The sequence below is a fragment of the Spirosoma aureum genome, assembly GCF_011604685.1.
Taxonomy (GTDB): Bacteria; Bacteroidota; Bacteroidia; order Cytophagales; family Spirosomataceae; genus Spirosoma; species Spirosoma aureum.
Map to the genome: position 1 here is coordinate 7,428,921 of NZ_CP050063.1, position 17,571 is coordinate 7,446,491.

General features: G+C 45.6%; 15 protein-coding genes. 10 read left to right on the forward strand and 5 right to left on the reverse strand.

Features of this window, described 5'->3' with window-relative positions:
* Nucleotides 1-24: 24 nt before the first annotated feature.
* Genes G8759_RS29680 through G8759_RS29700 form a run of 5 tightly spaced genes read left to right on the forward strand, consistent with a single transcriptional unit; the run spans nt 25 to nt 5,512 of the window.
* Entirely contained in the window at nt 25-1,029 is a 1,005-nt protein-coding gene (locus tag G8759_RS29680) for a 2-hydroxyacid dehydrogenase (RefSeq protein WP_167216493.1), read from the forward strand.
* Nucleotides 1,019-2,488, forward strand: a complete 1,470-nt coding sequence (locus tag G8759_RS29685; protein WP_232073993.1) for an FGGY-family carbohydrate kinase — start codon at nt 1,019-1,021, stop codon at nt 2,486-2,488. The genes G8759_RS29680 and G8759_RS29685 overlap by 11 nt, the downstream gene beginning before the upstream one ends.
* A complete protein-coding gene (locus G8759_RS29690) occupies nt 2,488-3,924 on the forward strand; it encodes an FGGY-family carbohydrate kinase (protein ID WP_167216495.1) in 1,437 nt (478 codons plus the stop codon). The genes G8759_RS29685 and G8759_RS29690 overlap by 1 nt, the downstream gene beginning before the upstream one ends.
* 10 nt (nt 3,925-3,934) lie before the next feature.
* Nucleotides 3,935-4,537: a histidine phosphatase family protein gene (locus G8759_RS29695; RefSeq protein WP_167216498.1), complete on the forward strand. Its 603-nt coding sequence runs from the start codon at nt 3,935-3,937 to the stop codon at nt 4,535-4,537.
* Nucleotides 4,538-4,585: 48 nt separating this feature from the next.
* Nucleotides 4,586-5,512, forward strand: a complete 927-nt coding sequence (locus G8759_RS29700; protein WP_167216500.1) for a glycerophosphodiester phosphodiesterase family protein — start codon at nt 4,586-4,588, stop codon at nt 5,510-5,512.
* A 207-nt stretch (nt 5,513-5,719) separates the two neighbouring features.
* Here G8759_RS29700 and G8759_RS29705 read toward each other — a convergent pair whose 3' ends face one another.
* A complete protein-coding gene (locus tag G8759_RS29705; protein WP_167216502.1) occupies nt 5,720-6,292 on the reverse strand; it encodes a putative glycolipid-binding domain-containing protein in 573 nt (190 codons plus the stop codon).
* A gap of 143 nt (nt 6,293-6,435) precedes the next feature.
* Nucleotides 6,436-7,089, reverse strand: a complete 654-nt coding sequence (locus tag G8759_RS29710) for an acyl-CoA thioester hydrolase/BAAT C-terminal domain-containing protein (protein WP_167219335.1) — start codon at nt 7,087-7,089, stop codon at nt 6,436-6,438.
* A gap of 82 nt (nt 7,090-7,171) precedes the next feature.
* Between G8759_RS29710 and G8759_RS29715 the strand changes: the two genes are divergently transcribed.
* Nucleotides 7,172-8,188, forward strand: coding sequence for a ligand-binding sensor domain-containing protein (locus tag G8759_RS29715; protein WP_167216504.1), 1,017 nt, complete (start codon nt 7,172-7,174; stop codon nt 8,186-8,188).
* Between the two features lie 589 nt (nt 8,189-8,777).
* On the opposite strand, the gene G8759_RS29720 is transcribed toward G8759_RS29715, so the two are convergent.
* Together G8759_RS29720 and G8759_RS29725 are read right to left on the reverse strand one after the other, a co-directional pair.
* Complete coding sequence (locus tag G8759_RS29720) at nt 8,778-10,703, reverse strand: glycoside hydrolase family 97 protein (RefSeq protein ID WP_167216506.1); 1,926 nt, start codon at nt 10,701-10,703, stop codon at nt 8,778-8,780.
* 1,090 nt (nt 10,704-11,793) lie between these two features.
* Nucleotides 11,794-12,156, reverse strand: coding sequence for a hypothetical protein (locus tag G8759_RS29725; RefSeq protein WP_167216508.1), 363 nt, complete (start codon nt 12,154-12,156; stop codon nt 11,794-11,796).
* Between the two features lie 693 nt (nt 12,157-12,849).
* On the opposite strand from G8759_RS29725, the gene G8759_RS29730 reads away from it, so the two are divergent.
* Nucleotides 12,850-14,079, forward strand: a complete 1,230-nt coding sequence (locus tag G8759_RS29730; RefSeq protein ID WP_167216510.1) for an exo-beta-N-acetylmuramidase NamZ family protein — start codon at nt 12,850-12,852, stop codon at nt 14,077-14,079.
* A gap of 28 nt (nt 14,080-14,107) precedes the next feature.
* Here G8759_RS29730 and G8759_RS29735 read toward each other — a convergent pair whose 3' ends face one another.
* Entirely contained in the window at nt 14,108-14,497 is a 390-nt protein-coding gene (locus tag G8759_RS29735) for a hypothetical protein (RefSeq protein ID WP_167216512.1), read from the reverse strand.
* 440 nt (nt 14,498-14,937) lie between these two features.
* Between G8759_RS29735 and G8759_RS29740 the strand changes: the two genes are divergently transcribed.
* The 3 genes from G8759_RS29740 to G8759_RS29750 all read left to right on the forward strand — a co-directional run bounded on the left by G8759_RS29740 (nt 14,938) and on the right by G8759_RS29750 (nt 17,427).
* A complete protein-coding gene (locus G8759_RS29740) occupies nt 14,938-15,447 on the forward strand; it encodes a hypothetical protein (RefSeq protein ID WP_167216514.1) in 510 nt (169 codons plus the stop codon).
* Between the two features lie 355 nt (nt 15,448-15,802).
* On the forward strand, nt 15,803-16,606 hold the full coding sequence (locus G8759_RS29745) for an alpha/beta fold hydrolase (protein WP_167216516.1): 804 nt from the start codon (nt 15,803-15,805) through the stop codon (nt 16,604-16,606).
* Nucleotides 16,603-17,427, forward strand: coding sequence for a helix-turn-helix domain-containing protein (locus G8759_RS29750; RefSeq protein ID WP_167216518.1), 825 nt, complete (start codon nt 16,603-16,605; stop codon nt 17,425-17,427). The genes G8759_RS29745 and G8759_RS29750 overlap by 4 nt, the downstream gene beginning before the upstream one ends.
* Nucleotides 17,428-17,571: the final 144 nt, after the last annotated feature.

Genomic DNA, 17,571 nt, shown 5'->3' on the forward strand with positions numbered 1-17,571 from the left:
GTCAATACCTGAGTAACAACCACGATGAAGATACTAATCACAGCGCCTTATCACCAGAAGGCCCAGGATGAATTGACGGACCTATTCGGCGAGATCGTGTACCGACCCTGGAAACTACAGGAAAGAGCCTATGCCGAACCGGAACTTATTCATTTACTGGAGGCAACTCAGGCCGATGCGCTGATTACCGAACACGACGAGGTAACGGCGGGGGTAATTAACGCTTATCCGAAACTTCGGTTTATCGGTGTCTGTCGCGGAACGCCGTCCAACGTAGCAGTGAACGTAGCAACCGAAAAAGGTATTCCGGTTTTCAATACCCCCGCCCGCAACGCACAGGCCGTAGCCGAATTCTTCATTGCCAATCTGGTTACGCTGATGCGCAATACGCTCGCGGGAATTCGCTGGCTGGAAGGCGAAAACTGGGAAGCTGGTGCTCACACGTCGTATCTTCAATTCAAGGGGAATGAAATTGCGGGGAAAACCATCGGTATGGTGGGATTCGGCGCCGTAGGACAAACCATTGCCGGACTGGTGCGGCACTTCCCGGCACAGATTCAATACTACGACCCGTTTTATACGTCCGACGATCCGTACTATATAAAAGTAGAGCTCGATGATATCTTCAAAACCAGCGACGTCGTATCGATTCATCTGCCGGTCAATGAGCAAACGAAAGGACTTATCGACGGCCACTTGTTGTCGTTGATGAAGCCCGACGCCATTTTTGTCAACACCGCGCGGGCTGTTGTCGTCAATCGGGAGGCTCTGCTGGATGTGCTGGAACGAAATCAGATTCGGGGTGCCATTCTGGACGTATTTGACCATGAGCCACCCGATGCCCTGGACTACAAACTCATTCACCACCACAACGTACTGGCCACTCCGCACATCGCCGGGGCAACGTTTGAGGTGGAAGATCACCATGCCGACATTATGAACAAGGCACTGCGGAGCTATTTTGTCGAGGAAAAAAAAGACATCCGGCAATTCGTAAATCCGTCGGTATTAGTAACCAATGAAGCCTAATTTTCAGTCGGATATGATCATAAAAGAGGCCTATCTGATTATCGACGTCGGTACGGGAAACGTCCGGGTAGCGGTCGCGCAACCCGATGGAACCATGCTGAGTGTAGAGCGCGAAAACATGCAGTATGCGCGCGATGAACAGTATCCGGAATCAATTTACTTCGAGCCAGGCCAACTCTGGCAGCAAATTTTACAACTGGCCAAAACAGCACTGGCCAACAGTGGCAACGTAGTCATCCGGGCCATTACCGCCACCAGTCAGCGGGAAGGGATCGTAGTTCTGGGCAAAAGCGGAGCATCCCTGATTGGTATGCCCAACATCGATCATCGGGGACGCGAATGGGAAAGCATGATTTCTGATAAAAGCCGGGTTTATGAACTAACAGGACGGTACCCAACCTCATTGTTTTCCGCCTTGAAACTAGTGGGCCTGCGCCACCGTCGGGCGAATCTCTGGGAGGAATTCGTTACGTTCCTGAGCATCAGCGACTGGGTACAATATCAACTGAGTGGAGTACCCCGCTACGAACATTCGCAGGCATCGGAAACCCTGCTTTATGACGTAGCGGCCGGGCAATGGTCAGCGGAGCTGTGCGCTCTTTTTGATATAGACAACGCAACGTTGCCTCCGCTGGCGTTTGCGGGAACAATCCTGGGAGCCGTTCGGCCGACGGTAGCTTCCGAGTTGGCGATTTCGCCAGAAGCCATTGTCGTTGTGGGTGGCTCGGATACCCAACTCGCGATCAAAAGCATGCAACCCTCAATCGACGATCTGGTGATCATATCGGGCACGACAACGCCGATCATCAAGCTGGTTGGCCGGTATATCACAGACGAACAACAACGTACCTGGACCAGTCGTCACGTTGACGAAACGAGCTTCATTCTCGAAGCCAATGCGGGCGTTACAGGCCTAAATTACCAGCGGCTTAAGGAAATTTTTTACCCGAATGAAGCGTATGAAGTCATTGAGGAGGAATTAGCCGAAGAAATACAATCGCCCTGCGTAGCGGCACTGGGCTCGTTGCTGGCCGATGAAAAAGCGCCCCTTATTCGGGGTGGGTTTATTTTCAATACGCCCGTTTCGCACCAGCTCACCCGAAGCAGTTTTGTGCTGGCAACCCTATGGGATATTGCCTGCAGCATCGTTGAGAATTACAAAAGCCTGTGTGCCGTTTCTCCCCACCAGCCCGATTATATCTGGGCCTGCGGTGGGGGCGTCGAAAGCCGGACACTCCGTCAGTTTATAGCCAACTTGACCCAGAAGACAATTCTCGTTCGGGATACATACCGGCAGGCTTCTGTAATAGGGGGCGTATTTGTGTGTAACGACGCGCTTGGTTTACCCAGTGTTGAGCAGGCGATTCTCGAAAAGGTCATCCCACAAACGGACAAAACCATGAAGGCTCGGTATGATGAATGGAAGGCCGCACGACTCGCCTTTAAATCCCTGAAGTGATGCCAGCATACTTTATAGGCATCGATGTGGGGACACAGGGGGTACGGGTGGTGCTGATCGATGAGAACGGCACGGTTCAGGGAAACCAGGAAGAGGTCTTTCCATTAACTGACCGCTCCCGGGAAGAGCAATCGCCCCGGCAATGGTGGGCGGCCTGCCTGCATTGCCTACGAATGATGCTGCATCCACTCAGGAAAACTATTGATTTGCAGCAAGTCAAAGCCGCAGCAGTGACCTCGACTTCAGGAACCGTGATTCCGCTGGATAGCCGGAATGAGCCGCTTCATGACGCCCTCATGTACAGTGATCCACGACCAGCAGCCGAAGGTAAGTACTGTAAGGCGGTTGCTGAACAGTATCATGCAGATGGGTATACCGGCTTCAATGCGTCCAGTGGCTTATCGAAAATAGTTTGGTTTGTCAATCAGTTTCCCGAGAAGGCTAGTCAGATACGTACCTGGATTCACGCGGCCGATTACATCAGCGGGATGCTCTGCGGTAATTTTCGGGTAACGGATTATACGAATGCACTGAAATCGGGTTATGATGTTCACCACGATGAATGGCCCGATTATCTGTTTGAACAGTTTCCGTTAAAACGGGAGTGGATGCAGACCGTTGTGCCTTCGGGCCAACCGATTGGTGAGTTACGTTCTGAATTAGCGAACGAATTAGGCTTATCCCAACTGACGATCGTGTCCGGAATGACCGATGGTTGTGCTTCTCAGATCGCGTCGGGAGCCGTTCGGCCTGGTGACTGGAACACGACCATCGGCACTACGTTGGTTGTCAAAGGTGTGACGACACAGGAACTGAACGACCCGGAAGGTCGACTATATAGCCACCGCCATCCGGAAGGATTCTGGATGCCGGGCGGAGCCAGCAATATCGGTGCAGACTGGATAACGGCCCATTTTAAGGAGCATCTTGCTGAACTCAATCTGGCGGCTGCGAACCTCATTCCGACAGGCTTTATTGCTTACCCATTGCGACAACAGGGCGAACGATTTCCGTTTATTTCGGCAATTGCCCGTGGTTTCGCGCCGGATGGCCTCTCGGATGCCGAATTATTTACGGCGAATATGGAAGGCGTTGCCTACATCGAACGCTACGCCTATGAACTGATCGAAAGCCTCTCGGGCGAACGGGTGAAAGCTATTTATACAGCCGGAGGAGCCAGTAACAGCGATACCTGGCTAACCATACGCAGTAATGTCCTGAAGCGGCCCGTTTACAAATGCACTCAGGTTACGGGTTCCGTTGGCGCGGCTATTCTGGCCGCTTCGCAAACGCAGTTTCACTCGCTGACACAGGCCGCTCAAATGCTTACGCAGATTGACAAAGAGGTACAGCCTTCAAAAGAGCTCATGCTGGCCTATGATCGAAACTACCAACGGTTTATCCAGACGCTACAGGAAAAAGGATTTTTGACCTAAGAACAGAACAATGCTAACTGTGTATTTGCTCCGGCATGGAGAAACGCTCTGGAATGCAGATGGAAATCGCTACTGTGGCGCTACCGATGTAGGCTTAACCGACAAAGGAGTTCAGCAGGCTCATCAGGCAGCTAACGTATTGAAATCCATTTCATTCGATGCTATTTATTCGTCCCCGTTGCAGCGAGCTTTCCGCACAGCTCAGATTGCATCGGGTAAGTCGACCCTAGAGGTCATTAAAGATCATCGGCTGATCGAAGCCAATTTTGGTGACTGGGAGGGAAAAACCAAAGACGAGTTTATTGCTGAAAATTCAGCACTTTGGGAGGCATGGTGCCTGTCTCCAGACCACACACGAGCGGGAGGAAACGGCGATACAGCTATGGAGGTAGTGGATCGGTTGAACGATTTCTTTCAGGAAATCGCAAAAAAACATCCATCCGGAACGATTCTGGTCGTGGCGCACAATGCTGTCAATCGGTTTTATATGGCCTGGAAGCTGGGGATGCCGTTAAAAAATTACCGAAAACTAATCCAGGAAAATTCATCCATTACGCTGTTCAGCCTGGATGAGATGGGCGAGTTTAGCCTGCTAAAGCTGAACTGTCGTTAAGATTGCCCTATATGGGACGATATTCCTAAAAGGTTCATATCTGTAATCATGAAATCAAATCGGATTTTCAATACATGGCTTATACTTCTGGTAATCAGCCAGATCGGTATTGTAAACGCGCAATCGCTGAATCGCCTGCCGATCAAGACGGTTCAGGATCTTCGTACCTTTTTTCATTGGACGGGTAAGCAGGTGCCTATCATCAGCGGTCACCGGGGCGGAATGGTCAAGGGGTTTCCAGAAAACTCGATCGCTACGTTCGAAAATACGCTCAAACATACACCCGCTTTTTTTGAAATTGACCCGCGCCTGACCAAAGACAGTGTCATTGTACTCCTGCATGATGCTACGCTGGACCGGACAACAACGGGTACCGGCAAACTGTCGGATTATACGTGGGAAGAAGTAAAAAAGCTTCACCTAAAAGATGCGGACGGGAACGTAACGGAACACCGCATTCCTACTCTTGCAGAAGCTATTGACTGGGCCCGCGGGAAAACCGTTTTGAATCTGGACCGAAAAGATGTACCGTTTGCCATGACGACAGCTATTCTCCGAAAACATAAAGCCGATGCGTTTATGATGCTCACTGTTCATGCCCCCGAGCAAGCCCGGTATTATTACGATGACAACAAAAACCGGATGTTCTCCGTGTTTATAAAAAACAGGCAGGAACTGGACGCTTACGAAAAAGCGGGTATTCCCGCGGGCAACATGATTGCCTACATCGGTCCGACGGTTAAACCGGAAAACCAGGAACTGTATCGATTGCTCAACGCCAAAGGCATCATGTGCATGATTTCGGCCGCATCATCCTACGATAAATTGTCAAGTCCAGAAGAACGGGCTGCCGCGTATAAGTCCATCATAAACGATGGCGCCAGTATTCTGGAGTCTGACCGGCCCATTGAGGTAGCGGAAGCGATTAAAGACTTAAAACCAGATCAATCCGTTCGATCGGGTTCGCCCAAGTAAAAACGGGTTCCCTACGGTGCGATAATTGCCATTACCTACTCAAATTATAGAAGTGGCCCATCCTAAATATTGTTGACCGTTGTACGATCCTGATACTAAACGGTCAGCAGTAGGTGTAATTTTCGGGTGCCTAGGCCAGGTACGTCTCGCCAGAAGGCTGTAACTAGGTCGAGGGAGGCAAGTATTTTAGGGAGGCTATGGGGACAGTTATCGGTATGTAGTCTTCAAGGCCGCGGTTCGAATAAACAAGGCCGGGTAATCCACTACCAGCCCATATTCGTCAACCTGTATGATGGCTTCAAAATCATTTGGCACATTTTCATACTGATAGTGGCTGGCTGACAGCCGATTATATCGTTGGCAAACCGGCTTTATATGTCCTTCCAGCAAATCGCAGTAAATAACCCGAATTTCTTTCGCCTGATTTTGCCTTAACCCAAGTCGGCGGATGGGCAGGGTGTTGGTCAAGGGAGTCAGAGGGATATCGACATCGATACACCCGGCAAACTCATCAGCTGGTTGGCCGTTCAGCTCCCAATTCCCATTTCCGTCGCCCTCCAACCGAATTTGCTGAGTTTTATTGCTATGCCGACTGTTGATGTCAAGGAGCAGGGTTTGCCAGCGCCGATTCGTTTGAATGCGGTACTCTACTTGATATATTTTGGTCTGATAGTGGCCGATGATCTTGGCCGTAATTTCCGCCCCTGTCCGGTTTGTTTTGAACAAACAGTTTTCCAGTGAGTGGTATTCGCGTCCGGTCCAGAGAAGGTTGAGCTGCATAGACGTTGTTGAAAAAGCAGGATGTTTGGAGACATGGGTTAATTTACTTGTTTCAAGATCCAATCCGTCAATTCAGTTAAGGCCATGGGGAAAAAGGTTTGTTCACTGGTGGCGTCTTCATCGATCGAACCTGTTTTACATTCCTAAAAAAAATGATTTAGATTCGATAACTCCTTCGTAGTAACTTGTTTATTCCCGCCTTTTTGGGTGGCCGTTGCGATAGTCGCTAAGTTCTCTTTTGCCGACACCTGCAAGTCCTTCGAACCATTCAAAGCTAAAAACGGGTATCGTACGTTGACTAAAGTAAGGGCTATTAAGTATTGAAAGCAAGGCGATGTCCATTCGTCTAACTTAGCGGATACCACTTGCTCCCGGCTCCTTCCCTCTGGTACCATCCGCGTTATACTTCCGGCATACTGCTTGAGGTAATTACTGAGTTGTGTCTTTAAAACGGTTTGATCTTTAGCCTGGACAATCAGGCTATAGGCTTTTGCCTTGTCTCGGGTCGAATGAAGTATTTGCGCTTCCGATATGCCTAAAGCCTTTGACATCATTTCCTCTTGCCTCACTATGGCTTGGCTCGCTTTTAGGCCAGCCCCTGCCAGCATCATCATAAAGGCAACATCCACACAATTGGCAGCAACGAGTGCTGCAAGGATGGCACCTTCATTATGCCCAATTAAGTCAATTTTGGTTTTGTTAACTTCTTTCCTGGACGTTAAATAAGCGATTGCGCATTCAACATCCGTGACGAAATCAGCCGAAGTAGCCGATTTAAAACTGCCCGTTGATTGGATCTCGTTAACAAACCCTTAACAAAATCTCCGAACATAAACGAGTAGATTTACCGAAACTATAGGGCCATAACAAGAAATAACGATGAAATACGCATCCATATATGCTTTGTTGTTGGTGTTTGTTTTTTACACTTCCTGTAAAGGACAAAACAAAACTGAACTATCAAAAGATACGATCAAGTCCGAAGCTAAAGACGTAATCACATCCTACAGACCTAGCAATACCACTCGTACGATCAAGCAAGATCGAAAGGGCAACATTTGGATAGCAACATTTGGGGGTGTTTTTCGATACGACGGAAAATCGTTTACCAATGTGACCAGTAAGGTGAGTTCGGCCCGATTTTATTCTGTTTTGGAAGATAGGAACGGAAATTTTTGGTTTAGTTCGGTTGGTGAAGGAGTTTATTATTACGATGGGAAATCCTTTCAACAGTTTACAACAAAGGAGGGGCTTGCCAATAATCAGGTTATTGATATTTATGAAGATAAAACCGGTGCTATTTGGTTCGGCACTCTAAGCGGAGCCAGCCGTTATGATGGAATATCCTTCCAAAATTACAGGATGAATGAAGGTCTAAATTTTACAGCGGAAGAAAGACTCTTCCTCAATGATCATAATGACGTTAATTCTATTATTGAAGATAAAACAGGGAAATTCTGGTTTGGCACAAGGGGCAATGCCTGCATTTATGATGGAAAAACATTTACCGTTCTCACCCATAAAGGCAAACCTTTTACGAATGTTCGTACAATAATTGAAGATAAAAAAGGCAATATCTGGCTCGGTGGCAGTGACGGCCTTTGGCGCTATGACGGCAGTACATTTACCAATTTCACACAGAAAGGTGTTGGGTATGTCTACGAAGATAAAACAGGAAACATTTGGACTAGTTCAGAAACGAACTGGGGTTGGGCGCTTGCCCGTTATGAGGCAAAGTCCTTGTCCAGTACAAAGCCTACTGTAACCGAAATAGATCCACTGGAAGGAAGCATGCTTTTTGGGATTTTAGAAGCGACTGATGGCCGTATTTGGTTGGGCGCCGTTGATGGTGTATATCGGTATGATGGCAATACAATTACCGACTTTAAGAGGTAAACAGGGTTAAAAATATTGACTATCGTTAATTCTTTAAATGCCCGAATTAAGTAGCAGATGTAAGGTGGGTTGTCATCTCACTTGGGAGAATTATTTTGAACGGTGTCTATTTCTCCTTTTCACTCCATTCAGTCGTATACACTATACCCTACAGGACCTATAACTGCCCCGACATCAATCCCCCTTAAGCTTTTTCCGAAAGAGTATAAAGAAGACTACCAGGACGGCTCCACCCATAAATTTCCAGCTCTCGACCAAATGGGTTTTCCATTCAAACACATTCCAGTCGCCACTTACAGAAGAAACAGTCAGGTAACTTACTAATAAGCTTATAAGTATGATCCAGAGGGATCTTAAAAAAAAATTCCTGTTCATACTAATTGCGTATAGGCTTTCACCCTTTAGCATATAGTTGTTAAACCCTGAAACAAGAACGGCTTCATTTCCTCATTTGGTATGGCTATCATGAAGAATGAGTCGGCCTCAGGTGACGAAATTGAGTTGACAGATATTAGAAACGGGGAGTCAAAAAAAAAGCGTTTTTTTTGATGAATATATCGTGAGGGTTAATTGCCTGACTCGACCGGTCTTACTCATTAACAAACTGGATAATAAAGCCGCCTTTAGGTGCAAAAGCGTACTGCCAGGTAGACGTGATTGGATAAGTTTCCGTTTTAAAACTCATCAACGAATTTCCGCCTTCCGTAATGACTCTAAACTTAGAAAAGCCTTTTGCATACTTGGCCAGATTTAGATTGACAGGTACTACTTTATTTGTACCATTGATGCCCACAATGTAGGAAAGGCTCTCCTTCTGACGAGCGAGTATGATCTGTTCCCCTGGTTCAGCCACAATACTTTCCGTTTTATCCCAAGTAGCAGGCATGTCTTTCAATAGCTGTCGAACTGGCACAGGCAGTGAATCAAACATCTCTTTTGAATCCGCAAAATGAATAATTCCGGACGTATAGATCATAGCTGTAGCCAGTTCATGAACTGCCGTGTTCAACCGGGGATATTTGCGGATAGTTAGGGCAAACGGGGTGTAGTCAGTAGGGCCGGCTACATTTCTGGTAAATGGCAATACGGTATTCTGTTCGGCAGCTAGATCCGGATATCTGGATTCATAAAAATAATGTTCCGTTCCTAAAACCGCTTCGGCAGTCATGAAATTTGGCCAGGTTCGATGCCAGCCTCTGGGAACGGTTGTGCCATGAAGGTTGACGAGTAAATGTTCGTTGGCGGCATCCTCAAAAAGTGACTGCAAGCAGGCCATCACCTCCTGCCGGTCTGAGCACCAGAAATCGATTTTAACCCCTTTGACGCCCATTGCAGCCAATTCTTTAAAACGCTTTTTTCTTTTTTCTGCGTCGAAGTACGCAGCCGAATAGCCCCATACCATTGGCTTGACACCCTTGGCAGTAGCCTTGGCAATAATCCCCCCTTCTGTATTCGCTTTCTCCCAGCCAGCATCAAACAGCGTATAGGCGAAACCGAAAGAGGAAGCAAGATTTGTAAATGCGTTATATATTTCAGGGGAACGATCCTCGGGATGGGACCACCAAGACCAGGTGGCTTTTCCCGGTTCGATCCAGGACGTGTCGTCCAGTTTAGAGGCAGGAGCCAAATCCGTAATCAAGCTTGACAACAGAATGTCCCCGGCCTTCTCACCAATGATGATCACCCGCCAGGGCATCGTCCAGGGAAGATTGGATGCGGGATGATTATTATCGCCCAAGGGGAGGGTATATTTTTCGTCTTTTTCCGCAAAGGCAATTTTATACAGGCCACCCTGTGAATCGGGTTGCAAATGACAGCCTGGAAAGGATCCATCCGTTCCGGACTCGGCCAGTAAAACCCAGTTTTTGCCCTCATTTACCTGGAAAAGGGCAGGCAGACACCACCCCACAGACGGATTACGGGGATTACGGATTGAGTCTCCAGGGTGTATGTTGAGGTAAAAATCTTCATAGCCTGGGGTGACCTTTCCTGCTTTATTATAAGGCTGCAACCAGCCCTTCGCTTTTTTTTCAATCTGAAAGCCTGTGTTTTCGGTGTTGATCACCCGTAATTTTTTAGCCTGATCCGGAAACCGGTAGCGGAAAGCAACGCCCTCCTGTCCGCTCACCAAATCAATAATCATGAGCGCGCCGGACCTATTTTTAAACGTTATACTCTTCGTGTCAAAAACATGATTTATCGTTTTGACGTTACCCACCTTCAATTCGTATGTCTCCCTTCTGACTTCAATGGGTGAAACGGTAACCAGGGAGAGTCCAGCCGTAAAATCCTGATCGTCACAATTGAGGCCAAGCGGAGAATCGGCAATAATGATTTTTCCCCGGCGTGTTACCCTGTACTTCAATTCTCCATTTTTGGTCAAAGACAATGTAATTTTATTTGATCCAAGCCTTGAACTCAGGTCCATCGATTGGCTGGCTGCGTTAAAGCCACTAAACAGAAAAATGGCTCCGGCTAAGAAGGGAAGAATTTTGTAAATCAATCCATCTCTCATTCTACTGACAGGGGTTCTTTGTACCAACGCGGGGTGGCCCTTAAAAAAACATAGCTTGTAACGAAAAGTACTTATTCTCATCAGAGAGAGGGTTTATTAAGAATTGTAGGCTAAATGTTTTATTCAAAGTATAAACTACACAGTAGTCATTGTTCACATTTTTAAAAATTAATCACTGTTAGTTAATCACCAGGTGCATTGGGTAAGAACCAACTTTAATTGCTCCTCCAGGCAGGCTGTCTCTAAGCCTTCCATACAGGCCAGCTTAGAGATTGGTTGGGCATCGAAGGCATTGTCCCCTATTCGTAGAGCCAAATCTATTGCTGTTTAAAGGCACAAAATCTGGCCGCATCTTTTAGGGTCAGGTTTGGATAAGCGATCGGCTTTTTAGCGATGCAAATACTCATCATATCTACCCACATTAAGCAGACAAAAGGATATCTAGTAGTCATAGATAGGATATGTTCAAAGCAGCTGCTATTGGATTCAAATTCAATGTTGGAAGGCAGTCTGTCAGGATTTATACTTGCACTATTCAGGACTTAACCCAACAGGTTAACTCAAGCCGTCTCTTTTAATGCCCTATCAAAGCAGCAGATAGATGAATAGTCCTTCCTATCTCATAGGGGCAATTTTTGAGACTGAAATAAAGCCGTTTGCTTAGTTACAGGTTTACTGTTTTTGTACTTTACTTTCCAAAGTACAAAAACAACAGGCTAAGGGAAAGCAAATCCACCTCTACAAGTGGTGCAGTGTAGTTGTTAATAATCTATTTTTTTCTGTCAGATGCTGCCGAAATCGTCAATTTAAAAAACGGAGCGTTTAGAGCTAAGTTACCTTAAGCATACAGTCCTATAAGCGAGTAATTTCACCATTTAGTACCCCCAGAATAAGACGAATAGGCTTCTACAAAAGCCGTGCGTATTTAGAAAAGGACTGTATAGCAACAATTAAACCACTCGCCGGTGGTGCTTTTTATAAATAGATCAACCAATAAGTAAGAGGGAATCATATTAACTAATGAATCGGTTAATCAGGCTCGACTTTAGCTATTGCCTGATTAACCGATAAGATGTGAAATGTAATTCGATCAACTGACCAGAAAATTAACAGCTTGCTTCAGCGTGCGTTCATTCTGGCTTTCCGGATCCGTGTAAGAACGTTCACCTACCTCAATGGTGAGCTGTTTACCCAGCAATTGTTTAGTATCCAGTTCCTTTCCAGACTCAACGGGTAAATCCACCTCTTCAAATAGACTAACAATGGCAGGCATGCCAGCCTGAGATTCATAGAATCGGTGCGATACGTAGCCCTCATCGTTTTCAAAGCGGACTGCAAAAAAGGGAATGCCCTTGTGCTCACTTTTTCCCTCTTCAATATGGGTAATGGTAACCAATTGGCGACCATCGGCCAGGAGTGATTTATCCTGACCTTTTTCAACAGTAATTTTCATAACGCTATATTTTATTTATATTATAAACTGAGCCGATAACCGGATTGTTTTTGAAAAATAGGCGTAAATGATAAAATATATGTGCCTTTCTTCCTTGACTATATTGTAGTTGTAATGGCTTTTCCTAACTTGAGTAGTTTCCAATGATCTATGATAGAGCTAGCTTGTATCTACTTAAAGCAGGGTATTTCTTGATACACATCGATCGTTTCCCAACGGTATTAGTTAGGCTTTACCTGGCAATTGATGGTTTCCTGGAATTGTAGTCACGATTTACTTATTTTCACTAAAACGCTCCTATGTGAGACGAATGAGCGTTTATCTGTCAGGTTTTGATATCGGGTGTTTATTTGATCCGTGCATCGGCAACCCAATTGCTTGTCACTAAGTCCTAAAGCTGTTTATCGTCAACCCCATCCGCCCGCCTACTTTCGCCTGATGATAAACAGTTTTAGGCAGCCTGGCGCCAATTTAGCTGATAGGTTCTTGAATTAATCATTCTCTAGTCTGATTATACGTTTTCCTTTTTAACAGAAATGACAGCACATCTATCTCCGACAGATTTCGTTAATTAGTATACAACCCGCAGCAATATAATGATGATACTTTAGCTAAATTAACTAAATTGGCCCGTTTGACTTAGAGACATCCTGCATCACTCAATCACAATAGAGAAAGTAAAAACCTGCTAAAATGATACGATTTTCGGCCATCTTTTTTTTTACGCTTTTGGCGATTAGCAACAGGAAAGGTCCCACACAAATTGAATCGGCAAACCAAAGTTCATCCAAGAAGGACATAATTATTACAGGGGCCGACCAGATAGAAAAATATTTGCCTTACCTCAAAGGAAAACGTATTGGCCTGGTTGCTAATCAGAGTTCACTAATCGGCAGGAAAAGCAGTGTAGACAGTTTACTGAGCCTAGGCATTAAAATTGTAAAAGTATTTGGACCTGAGCATGGTTTCCGAGGCAATGCCAGTAATGGAGCTGCGGTAGGCAATGAGAAAGATACAAAAACCGGCATTCCAATCATCTCATTGTACGGTAAAAATGAGAAACCAACCCCGGAACAGCTGGCAGATATCGACCTTATGGTCTTTGATATCCAGGATGTTGGCTGCCGCTACTATACGAATATCAATACGCTGGAATACGTGATGGAAGCCTGTGCAGAAAACAACAAAAAGCTACTCATTCTTGACAGGCCCAATCCTAACGCTTATGTGGTAGACGGGCCAGTAATGACTGATGATAAATTTAAATCCGCTATCGGGATCCATTATACGCCAATGACCCATGGTATGACAATTGGAGAGTTTGCCCAATACCTGAACGGTGAAGGATATCTTAAGAAACAATGTAACATAAAGATTATCAAAGTTGCCAATTACAATCATGACATGCCCTATGTACTGCCCGTACATCCCTCACCAAATTTAAACACACAGCAAGCAGTGATGCTATTTCCGAGCTTATGCATGTTTGAAGGAACAGCTATCAATGAAGGCCGGGGAACTTACATGCCATTTACTATTTTAGGTGCGCCCGCTTTGAAGGGCAAGTATTCGTTTTCCTACAAACCGGTCAGTATTCCCGGAATGAGCGAGAGACCAAATCACAAAGACTCTGTTTGTTATGGGCTCGATCTGCGTAACTATGATATAAGCCATTTGCGGAAGAGTCGTCAGATTAATTTATCATGGGTAATTGAACTCTATAATGCGTATCCTGACAAAGGTAATTTCTTTAATCCGGGCAGAACCAACGATGTATCCAGCTTTGATTTACGAATAGGTACCGATCAACTTAGAAAGCAGATAATAGGGGGAGTTGCTGAGGCTGAAATCAGAAAAAGCTGGGAGCCAGGCTTGAAGAAGTTTAAAACTACTCGGGCAAAGTATCTTTTATATCCGGATTAATTTGTCATGTTCTAAACCTGACATAATATTACAGGGGATTCCTTTGTTGAAGGGAAAAGGGCTCTTTAGTAAAAAATAGCCAACTTAGTGCCACCAGCAAACCAATTGTTCCGATGATCATCGCTTTCAGCCAACGTTCCCGAACCCGGAGACGTTGATTGGTTGTCGTTTGGCTTTGAATGGCCCGTTTAGCGTCTGTACCAACAACTTCTTTTTCATGCTGTCCGGCATTCAGGGCTAACTCATAGCCATTTTTACAGGCGTTAAAATCCGGATACCCCAGCATTTTGGGCACTGCCAGAAAGAACTCCGGAGTCGCATTGATATCGGCCTTTTTCTTAATGAGATTATCATAGTGATTCCGGTAGTCACTGCCACGGAATCGGTGTTCTGTTTTCAGGGAGATGTAGTCCGGCAATCGATTTTTACCCAGATAGGAGGGCTAAATTTAGCCCATAGTTCCTCCCATTTTGATATTGCACATGGCGCCTAACGCTTAGTTCATGGGTGCCGGTGGTTTTTTCGGATCATAGAACACCATCGCTAATTCTTCCCTAAAATACTGGCGCAGGGCTTCGTTCCACAGTTCGTCAACTAGTAGACGGTCGGTTACTATACAACAAATTATATCAACAGTCACGTCCGATAAGAAGCGCCGAAAATAGAAAGATTACGCACTTTACAATCGACAAAAACAGCTGTGTAAGCAGCACTATAGACAACTAAACAACGATGCACCTTGACTTTACAATTAAAATTAATGGAAATTTCATACCCAAACAGCGGGAAGCTATCTTGGGATTTGTGGTGATTGCCTTAACCCTTTCCATTACTCAGATTAACTAAACACGTTCGACAATGAAAACGCTTACGGCCGACTATGAGGCAACATCCATCAATTCATTATCATTTGAGTTGAGGCAGGGCGATGAATTGATTGGAAAACTTTCATACAAAAACTGGTTTCAGTTTAGGGCATCAATCGAACTGGCAAACCATTCGACCTATCAACTTATTCCAAAGGGATTTTGGGGGGCAACCATTGAACTCAAAGAGGCCGACACGGTGCTACTGACTTTCTCCATGAACTGGAACGGCAGTATTGCCCTACAGACCTATTTTAATGCCATTGAGAAAGACTATCTTTTTCAGCACCGGGGTGTTTTTAAGGAGTCATTTATCCTCCTTGACGAGGAAGAAACTGAACTAGTCGTCATGAAGCCTGATGTGAAATGGAGCACCCTGAATTATGAATATTTGATCCAAACAACCGATCTGTTTGCCTCTTTATCCAATAAAGCACTACTACTGCTGACTTGCATCCACTGCGCCAACTATTATATGTCCATGATGGCCGGAACCTTTTAACCGTGATTGATGAACAGTTGAATAAATTTGTGAAATAATTTATGTGCTTTTCCAATGGCCAGAGTAAAAAAACACCGGTAAGTGGCCAACAGCGTATCCGGTTTACCATTCGAGGTTAAGCCGGATATGTCGGTGAGGTTCCTTCTGTTAAGAAGAGGAGGCTTCCGACTCATCAATAAGGACGGCCTCAATATCCTCCAATTGGAATAAAGCTTCGACCGTCGTATCAAAGGCTTTTGCCAAGACATGTACGATCTTTAATGATTGTACTACAGGGGAATGGATGTCGATTTTTTACTTGTTGTATTTGATTAGAGGCTGATAGGTTTGTGGCAGACATTAAACTGCTACAATCATGACAATCAGACTTCTTTTACTGCTAATTGCAGCACAATTTCAAACGGTTTCGCACGCTCAATCGAAAACCTATGTGCTGGTTCATGGAGGCTGGCATGGAGCCTGGTGCTGGAAAAAGGTAGTACCCTTGCTGGAAGCTAATGGCAATCGGGTAGTGGCGCTTGATTTGCCTGGGCATGGCGATGACAAAACTTCCCCCGCTACGGTTACCCTTGATGATTATACAAAAAAGGTAGTTCAGGTCGCCACTGCCCAAACAGGTCCAGTTATTCTGGTTGGGCACTCGATGGCGGGCGTTGCAATTGCGCAGGCAGCTGAGGTATTAGGCAAAGAAAAAGTGGCCAAACTGGTATTTCTGGATGCCTTTATGCCTAAAAATGGCGAGTCTGTTTTTGCGCTGGCAGGCAAAGCGGAAGCTCTGAATAAAGCCGCTGGCAAACCAACTCCTGGACCCTCGCTCAGTCAGTGTCTCCTGCTGGCGGATGACAAAAAGACTTCTGTGGTCGATCCAGATCGGGTTGGCCAATTATTCTATCAGGATTGTTCGGCCGACGACATAGCCTATGTAAAAGCGCATATTGGGCCTCAGCCGATGGCATGTCTGGGTACACCGGTACATGTAACGGATGCTCAATATGGTGCTATTCCGAAAGTGTATATCCTTTGTACCCAGGCTAAAGATCTGGATAAACGTAGTATAGCTAAAAACGTAGCTGTCCAAAAAATGTATACCTTGGCCAGTAGTCATTCACCGTTTTTCTCGATGCCAGAAAAACTGGTGGCTATCCTTCAGGCGCTATGATCTTCCGCGAATTCTGTCCTTGCCTAGCGTTACAGCCTTATATAAAGAATTATCTACTGGTCAATCTTTTTTATCATCCAGCTGATTTTCCGAAAACGCCTTATCCAGCCCGTCTGGAGCAAGCCCTGATATTTTTCGTCCGTGGCTTTATTACATCCCATGATCCATTAACTGGGAAAACGGTTCCAATCGCCCCTAATGCTCTATTTGGCCAGCAAGTGTCCCGGCTTGATTTCCAATGCGTTGTGAAGGCCGACTTCCTGATGGTGCAGGTCATTTTTCAACCGGGAGCCCTCTATCGTTTATTAGGTATGCCAAGTACGGAACTGACCGGCGTGTTTTGTGACGGAGAATCGGTACTAAATTCGGAACTACAGGCCGTAAATGATAAACTGGCTAATTCTAAAGACTATACTGAGATGATTGAGCGGGTTGAGCAGTATATGTTAAGTAAATTAAAAAAAGTCAAACGGGAGGCTCATCCCATTGACCGAATTGGGACGCTATTATTTAATAACCCAATGCCTTTCTCCTTGGATTGGCTGGCCGATCAAGCCAATTTAAGTCCCCGTCAATTTGAGCGGAAATTTAGTGAGCGAATTGGCATCGGCCCCAAGCTCTATAGTCGAATCAGCCGGTTCTTTCAAACGATAAACTATAAAGAAATGCATCCTGACCAGGATTGGTTGACCGTAGCTGTTGAATTTGGCTATACCGATTATGACCACCTGGCTAAAGATTTCAAGCAGTTTGCCAATGTCACGCCGAACCTGCTGATGAAAGAATATGCCCAACGTCCCGAGATAATCGTGAATCTTTGACTACGAGTTTCTATTGCCTCATAGATGAGTGTTCTATGAGGCAATAGAAACTTCATATAGCGGATATTTGATGAATAAGTTAAGCTAGAAATTTAGTCTTTTAGTTGTTTTCACTCCGCGTCATGAAGTATAATACATGGCTTT

Bases quoted from the DNA above. Each gene is read 5' to 3' on its own strand.
- G8759_RS29730 (WP_167216510.1), top strand. From the start codon at position 12,850: ATGATACGATTTTCGGCCATCTTTTTTTTTACGCTTTTGGCGATTAGC.
- G8759_RS29690 (WP_167216495.1), top strand. From the start codon at position 2,488: ATGCCAGCATACTTTATAGGCATCGATGTGGGGACACAGGGGGTACGG.
- G8759_RS29715 (WP_167216504.1), top strand. From the start codon at position 7,172: ATGAAATACGCATCCATATATGCTTTGTTGTTGGTGTTTGTTTTTTAC.
- G8759_RS29745 (WP_167216516.1), top strand. From the start codon at position 15,803: ATGACAATCAGACTTCTTTTACTGCTAATTGCAGCACAATTTCAAACG.
- G8759_RS29700 (WP_167216500.1), top strand. From the start codon at position 4,586: ATGAAATCAAATCGGATTTTCAATACATGGCTTATACTTCTGGTAATC.
- G8759_RS29695 (WP_167216498.1), top strand. From the start codon at position 3,935: ATGCTAACTGTGTATTTGCTCCGGCATGGAGAAACGCTCTGGAATGCA.
- G8759_RS29720 (WP_167216506.1), bottom strand. From the start codon at position 10,703: ATGAGAGATGGATTGATTTACAAAATTCTTCCCTTCTTAGCCGGAGCC.
- G8759_RS29680 (WP_167216493.1), top strand. From the start codon at position 25: ATGAAGATACTAATCACAGCGCCTTATCACCAGAAGGCCCAGGATGAA.
- G8759_RS29685 (WP_232073993.1), top strand. From the start codon at position 1,019: ATGAAGCCTAATTTTCAGTCGGATATGATCATAAAAGAGGCCTATCTG.
- G8759_RS29725 (WP_167216508.1), bottom strand. From the start codon at position 12,156: ATGAAAATTACTGTTGAAAAAGGTCAGGATAAATCACTCCTGGCCGAT.
- G8759_RS29750 (WP_167216518.1), top strand. From the start codon at position 16,603: ATGATCTTCCGCGAATTCTGTCCTTGCCTAGCGTTACAGCCTTATATA.
- G8759_RS29705 (WP_167216502.1), bottom strand. From the start codon at position 6,292: ATGCAGCTCAACCTTCTCTGGACCGGACGCGAATACCACTCACTGGAA.
- G8759_RS29740 (WP_167216514.1), top strand. From the start codon at position 14,938: ATGAAAACGCTTACGGCCGACTATGAGGCAACATCCATCAATTCATTA.